Genomic DNA, 6,194 nt, shown 5'->3' with positions numbered 1-6,194 from the left:
CCGCCGCCGCCGCGCCTGCGCCGGCCGTGCCCGCGCCGCCGCCGTCCATCCCGCTGGGCGAGGTGGCCCCCATCCTCGATGCCATGCCGGGTGCGGCCCAGCTCAACTGGCGCACCTCCATCGTGGACCTGCTCAAGCTGCTCGGCCTGGACAGCAGCCTGGCCGCCCGCAAGGAACTGGCCAACGAATTCATCTACACCGGCAATGCCGAGCCGGGCTCCGCCGAATGGAACATCTGGCTGCACAAGCAGGTGATGACCCGCATCGCGGCCAACGGCGGCACGCTGCCGCCCGAGATGCGCTGAGCCATCGCGCGCCCCAAAAGAAAAGCGGCCTTCGGGCCGCTTTGTCGTTGGGGGCAGGACGGTCAGACGCCCCGTGCCCGGTCGCTCGCGAACTGCCGCCGGAATTCGCCGAAGCGGCCCGCGTCCAGCGCCTCGCGGATCTCGCGCATCAGGTTCAGGTAGTAGTGCAGGTTATGGATGGTGGTGAGCATCGGCCCCAGCATCTCGCCGCAGCGGTCCAGGTGGTGCAGGTAGGCGCGCGAGAAGCCGCCGCGGCCGCCATCGGCCCAGCTCACGCCGGCGGTGCCGGCGCAGGCATGGCAGGTGCAGCTCGGGTCCAGCGGCTGCGGGTCGTTGCGGTGGCGGGCGTTGCGCAGCTTGAGGTCGCCGTAGCGGGTAAAGATGGTGCCGTTGCGCGCATTGCGGGTGGGCATCACGCAGTCGAACATGTCCACGCCCTGGGCCACGCCCTCGACCAGGTCCTCTGGCGTGCCCACGCCCATCAGGTAGCGCGGCTTGTGGGCCGGCAGGCGGTGCGGCGTGTGGGCGGTGATGCGGCGCATGTCCTCCTTGGGCTCGCCCACGCTCACGCCGCCGACGGCATAGCCGGGGAAGTCCATCTCCACCAGCGCGGCCAGCGATTCCTCCCGCAGGTGCTCGAACATGCCGCCCTGCACGATGCCGAACAGGGCGTTGGGATTCTGCAGCCGCGCGAATTCGGCCTGGCAGCGTCTGGCCCAGCGCAGGCTCAGTTCCATGGAGCGGCGCGCCTCGGCCTCGTTGGTGATGCGGCCCTGGGTTTCGTAGGGCGTGCATTCGTCGAACTGCATGACGATGTCGCTGTTGAGCACCGTCTGGATCTGCATCGACACCTCGGGCGTGAGCAGCAGCTTGTCGCCATTGACCGGCGAGGCGAACTTGACGCCTTCCTCGCTGATCTTGCGCATCGCGCCCAGGCTCCAGACCTGGAAGCCGCCCGAGTCGGTGAGGATGGGCTTGTTCCACTGCTCGAAGGCATGCAGGCCGCCGAAGGCGCCCATCACGTCCAAGCCGGGGCGCATCCACAGGTGGAAGGTGTTGCCCAGGATGATCTGCGCGCCCATCTCTTCCAGGCTGCGCGGCATGACGCCCTTGACGGTGCCGTAGGTGCCCACGGGCATGAAGATCGGCGTCTGCACCACGCCATGGTTGAGGGTCAGCGTGCCCCGGCGCGCATGGCTGTCGGGGTCGGTGGCCAGCAGGTCGAACTGGAGGGCGGTCATGGCTTGGCGGACGAAGAAGGTTGGGCGGCCGGGGGCTGCGCGGGCAGCAGCATCAGCACGGTGCGGTTGAAGTCTTCCACCACCAGCAGGCGGCCGGCGCGGTCGACGGTGAGGCCGGTGGGCCGGCCCATGGGCCGCACGCCGTCCTTGGCATGCCAACCCGCGAGCCAGTCGATGGCGGGGCCTGCGGGCAGACCGGTCTTGGGGTCGAGCTTGAAGCCGACCACGCGGTGGCCGCTGGCCTGCGGGCCGCGCCAGGCGACGAGCAGTTGGCCGGCGAAGGGCGTCTTGGCGGGGCCGGGCAGCATCTGCAGCGGCGCGGCGTGCGCGGGCCACAGGGCCAGCGGCGCCTCGCTCTTGCTGCAGTCGAAGCGGCCTTCGTAGCCCTGGGCGTTCTTGCGCGGGCCGACGCAGTAGGGCCAGCCGTAGAAGCGGCCGCGCTGCAGCAGGTTCAGTTCTTCGGGCGGGCTCTGCGCGTCGCGGTAGTCGATGCTGTTCTCGCCCTGCAGCACGCGGCCTTCGGTGGCGCCCGCCGTGGCGGGCAGCACGGCCAGGGCCATGCTGTTGCGCAGGCCGGTGGCGAAGGGCGCGAAGCGCTGCACGGTGCGCTGCGGGCCGGCGAGCTGCGCCTCGTACACGGCGGCGCGCGGCTTGGCGCCTTCGCCGTCGGGGCAGGGCAGGGTCGGCGCGTCCTTGCCGCTGCGGCAGTTGTCGCTGCTGGAGCCGACGTTGACGTAGAGCCGATCACCCGGGCCGAAGGCGATTTCCTTGAGCGGATGGGTGCCGTCGTCAGGCAGTCCGTCGAGCACCGTTTCGCGCTGCGGCTCGGCGCCGGGCGCGCCGACAGGCGTGCGCCAGACGCGGCCGGCTTCGCCGACGTAGACCTTGCCGTCGGGGGCCAATGCGAGGCCTGACGGACGGTCGAGGCCGCTGGCCAGCACGGCGATGCGGGCGCGGCGCGGCGCGGGGCCATCGGCGGGCAGCGTCATCTCCAGCAGGCGGCCACGCTTCGGCTCCCAGGAGCCCATGTCGGCGATCCAGTAGCGGCCGGGCGCCACCTCCAGGATGCGGCGCGGGGCACGCAGGCCCTCGGCCTCGTCGGCCAGCAGCGCGACGCAGGTGCCGGCGGGGCTGGGAATGTCCAGCCGGGCGAAGTCGCCGCAGCGGCCGGCGGGCGTGTAGCCGCGTGCGGCGGCTGGAAGCACGAATCCCAGCAGCGCACCCAGGAGGACGGTTTGCAGCAGGCGCCAGGCCGGCCGCGCCTCGTTGGCGGTGCGTGCGCCCTTCGGCGCAGACGGCCGGGCGCTCATGCCGCGCGCTCCAGCAGCATCGCGTCGCCGTAGCTGAAGAAGCGGTAGCGCTCACGAATGGCATGGGCATAGAGCGCCATCACCCGCTCGTAGCCCGCCAGGGCACTGACCAGCATCATCAGCGTGCTCTTGGGCAAGTGGAAGTTGGTGACGAGCAGGTCCACGTGCCGGAAGCGGAAGCCCGGCGTGATGAAGATCTGCGTGTCGCCCTGCGCCTGGCCGCTGGCGGCCCAGGATTCGAGGGTGCGCACGGTGGTCGTGCCCACCGCCACCACGCGGCCGCCGCGGGCGCGGCAGTCGGCAATCGCCTGCTGCGTGGCGGGCGGCACGTGGTAGCGCTCGGCATGCATCACGTGCTCGGCGATGTTCTCGGCCTTGACGGGCTGGAAGGTGCCGGCGCCCACGTGCAGCGTGACGTTGGCGCGGCGCACGCCGCGGGCCTCCAGTTGCGCCAGCAGCGCCTCGTCGAAATGCAGCGCCGCCGTGGGCGCGGCCACGGCGCCGGGCACGCGGGCGAAGACCGTCTGGTAGCGGCGCGCGTCCTCGGCGGCGTCTGCCGCGGTCTCCTGCGCCTGCTGGCGCTCGATGTAGGGCGGCAGGGGCACGTGGCCGTGGCGTTCCATCAGCGTGTAGGGGTCGGCACCGTCGTCGCTCGCCAGCGCGAAGCGGAACAGCGGGCCGCCTTCCTCGGGCCAGCGGCCCAGCAGCGTGGCGCGGAAGGCCGGCTGGCCGGGGGGCGTGTCCATGCGTAGCACGGTGCCCACGGCCGGCTTCTTGCTGACCTTCATGTGGGCGGCCACTTCCTGGCCGTCCAGCACGCGCTCGATCAGCAGCTCCAGCCGGCCGCCGGTGGGCTTCTCGCCGAAGAGGCGGGCCTTGACCACCTGCGTGTCGTTGAAGACCAGCAGGTCGCCCTCGCGCAGCAGCGCAGGCAGGTCGCGGAAGATGCGGTCGGTGGGTTCGGGGCCGGTGCCGTCGAGCAGGCGCGAGGCGCTGCGTTCGGGGGCGGGTTGCTGCGCGATCAGTTCGGGCGGCAGCGCGAAGTCGAAATCCGAGAGCGTGAAGTCGGTGCGGGACATGCTTGAGGGCCGGACGGGCCCGTTCCAAGAAAGAGGCGGAAGCCCTCCGATGAGGCCGGCGCGTGGCGGCGGCGTCACGCGCGGGGCGAAGGAGGGCGGGGAGGCAGAATTGTCCCATGTCCGCGCGCCCCCTCGCTTCGCCTGCCCCCGCGCCCGCCGCGCCCCGCGCGCCTGGCAGCGGCGAAAGCCAGGTGCAGCGCGCGCTGAAAAAACTGGGCCTGGTGCGCGACATCGACTTCGCGCTCTACCTGCCGCTGCGCTACGAGGACGAGACGCGCATCGTGCAGCTGGCCCACGTGCGCGATGGCGAACAGGCGCAGGTCGAAGGCGTGATCGTGGACAGCGAGATCGTGTTCCGCCCGCGCCGCCAGCTCATCGCCACGCTGGACGACGGCAGCGACACCTGCCAGCTGCGCTTCTTCAATTTCTATCCGTCGCAGCAGAAGCAGCTGGCGCCCGGCAGCCGGGTGCGCGCCCGCGGCGAGGTGAAGGGCGGCTTCGTCGGCCGGACGATGCTGCACCCCGTCGTCAAGGCGGCCGGCACGGCGCTGCCGCTGGCGCTCACGCCGGTCTATGCCACGACGGCCGGCCTGGCCCAGCCGGTGCTGCGGCGGGCCGTGCAGGCCGGCCTGGCGCGTGCCGGGCTGGACGAGCTGATCCCCGCCGAGCTGCTGCCCCACGGCGCCTGGAGCCTGCGCGCCGCGCTCGAGTTCCTGCACCACCCAACCCCCGACGTGGCCCTGGTCGCGCTGGAGGACCGCAGCCACCCGGCCTGGCAGCGCCTGAAGGCCGAGGAGCTGCTGGCCCAGCAGCTGTCCCAGCTGGAGGCCCGCCGCGCCCGCGAGGCCCAGCGCGCGCCCGTGCTGCGCGCCGGCACCGGCGAAGGCAGCCTGCATGCCCGCCTGCTGGCGGCGCTGCCTTTTTCGCCCACCGGCGCCCAGGCCCGCGCCGACCGCGAGATCGCCGCCGACCTAGCCCACCGCCAGCCCATGCACCGGCTGCTGCAGGGCGACGTCGGTTCGGGCAAGACGCTGGTGGCCGCGCTGGCCGCAGCCCGCTGCATCGATGCCGGCTTCCAGTGCGCGCTGATGGCGCCCACCGAGATCCTGGCCTCGCAGCATTTCGGCAAGCTGGTCGGCTGGCTCGACCCGCTGCTGGCCGCCCAGGGCCGGCGCGTGGCCTGGCTCACCGGCAGCCAGAAGAAGCGCGAGCGCGACGCCATGGCGGCGGCCGTCGAAAGCGGCGAAGCGGCGCTGGTGGTGGGCACGCATGCGGTCATCTCGGAGAAGGTGCGTTTCCAGCGGCTGGCGCTGGCCATCGTCGACGAGCAGCACCGCTTCGGCGTGGCCCAGCGGCTGGCGCTGCGCGGCAAGGCGTCGGAAGGCGGAGAGGGCCAGGGGGGCATGCAGGCCCTGGAGCCGCACCTGCTGATGATGAGCGCCACGCCCATCCCGCGCACCCTGGCCATGAGCTACTACGCCGACCTGGACGTCTCCACCCTGGACGAGCTGCCGCCCGGCCGCACGCCGGTCGTCACCAAGCTGCTGGCCGAGCACCGGCGCGACGAGGTCATCGCCCGCATCCATGGCCAGATCCAGCAGGGCCGGCAGGTCTACTGGGTCTGCCCGCTGATCGAGGAAAGCGAGGCGGTGGACCTGCGCAACGCCACCGCCACCCGCGACGAGCTGGCCGACGCCCTGGGCGAGACGGTGCGCGTCGGCCTGCTGCATTCGCGCATGCCCACCGCCGAGAAGCAGGCTGTGATGGCCGACTTCAGCGCCGGCACACTGCAGGTGCTGGTCAGCACCACCGTCATCGAGGTGGGCGTGGACGTGCCCAATGCCTCGCTGATGGTGATCGAGCATTCGGAGCGCTTCGGCCTCTCGCAGCTGCACCAGTTGCGCGGCCGGGTGGGCCGCGGCGCGGCGGCCTCGGCCTGCGTGCTGCTCTACGCGCCGGGCGACAGCGGCCGCGTGGGCCAGGCCGCCAAGGCCCGGCTGACGGCGATGGTCGAGACGGCGGACGGTTTCGAGATCGCCCGGCGCGACCTGGAGATCCGCGGCCCCGGCGAGTTCCTCGGCGCCCGCCAGTCCGGCGCGCCCCTATTGCGCTTCGCCGACCTGGCGACCGACCAGCGCCTGCTCGAATGGGCGCGCGACCTGGCGCCGCAGCTGTTGGACCGCCACCCGGACCAGGCGCATCGGCACGTGGACCGGTGGCTGGGGACGAAAGCGGAATTCCTCAAGGCCTGACGGCGCG

At 72.4% G+C, this 6,194-nt stretch carries 5 protein-coding genes; 2 read left to right on the top strand and 3 right to left on the bottom strand.

The window, feature by feature from the left end; all coding sequences use genetic code 11:
* Positions 1-305, top strand: a 305-nt coding sequence (locus NS331_RS10050) for a DUF3597 domain-containing protein (protein WP_058641856.1), incomplete at its 5' end; no start/stop codon positions are given.
* A 62-nt stretch (positions 306-367) separates the two neighbouring features.
* Here NS331_RS10050 and tgt read toward each other — a convergent pair.
* Genes tgt through queA form a run of 3 tightly spaced genes read right to left on the bottom strand, consistent with a single transcriptional unit; the run spans position 368 to position 3,935 of the window.
* Positions 368-1,546, bottom strand: a complete 1,179-nt coding sequence (gene tgt, locus NS331_RS10045) for a tRNA guanosine(34) transglycosylase Tgt (RefSeq protein ID WP_058641855.1) — start codon at positions 1,544-1,546, stop codon at positions 368-370.
* On the bottom strand, positions 1,543-2,856 hold the full coding sequence (locus NS331_RS10040; protein WP_058641854.1) for a PQQ-dependent sugar dehydrogenase: 1,314 nt from the start codon (positions 2,854-2,856) through the stop codon (positions 1,543-1,545). Before NS331_RS10040 ends, tgt begins: the two co-directional genes overlap by 4 nt.
* The gene (gene queA, locus NS331_RS10035) at positions 2,853-3,935 is read right to left on the bottom strand and encodes a tRNA preQ1(34) S-adenosylmethionine ribosyltransferase-isomerase QueA (protein ID WP_058641853.1); all 1,083 of its coding nucleotides are present in this window, start codon (positions 3,933-3,935) and stop codon (positions 2,853-2,855) included. The genes NS331_RS10040 and queA overlap by 4 nt, the downstream gene beginning before the upstream one ends.
* 116 nt (positions 3,936-4,051) lie before the next feature.
* On the opposite strand from queA, the gene recG reads away from it, so the two are divergent.
* A complete protein-coding gene (gene recG / locus NS331_RS10030; protein WP_058641852.1) occupies positions 4,052-6,187 on the top strand; it encodes an ATP-dependent DNA helicase RecG in 2,136 nt (711 codons plus the stop codon).
* Positions 6,188-6,194 lie beyond the last annotated feature (7 nt).

This window comes from Pseudacidovorax intermedius (genome assembly GCF_001476815.1).
Taxonomy (GTDB): domain Bacteria; phylum Pseudomonadota; class Gammaproteobacteria; order Burkholderiales; family Burkholderiaceae_C; genus Xenophilus; species Xenophilus intermedius_A.
Note: the sequence above shows the minus strand (reverse complement) of the source record. Positions and strands in the feature narration are given on the sequence as shown.

What these genes read in the sequence shown, in the direction of transcription:
- tgt (WP_058641855.1), bottom strand. Translation starts at nt 1,546, where the DNA reads ATGACCGCCCTCCAGTTCGACCTGCTGGCCACCGACCCCGACAGCCAT.
- NS331_RS10040 (WP_058641854.1), bottom strand. Translation starts at nt 2,856, where the DNA reads ATGAGCGCCCGGCCGTCTGCGCCGAAGGGCGCACGCACCGCCAACGAG.
- queA (WP_058641853.1), bottom strand. Translation starts at nt 3,935, where the DNA reads ATGTCCCGCACCGACTTCACGCTCTCGGATTTCGACTTCGCGCTGCCG.
- recG (WP_058641852.1), top strand. Translation starts at nt 4,052, where the DNA reads ATGTCCGCGCGCCCCCTCGCTTCGCCTGCCCCCGCGCCCGCCGCGCCC.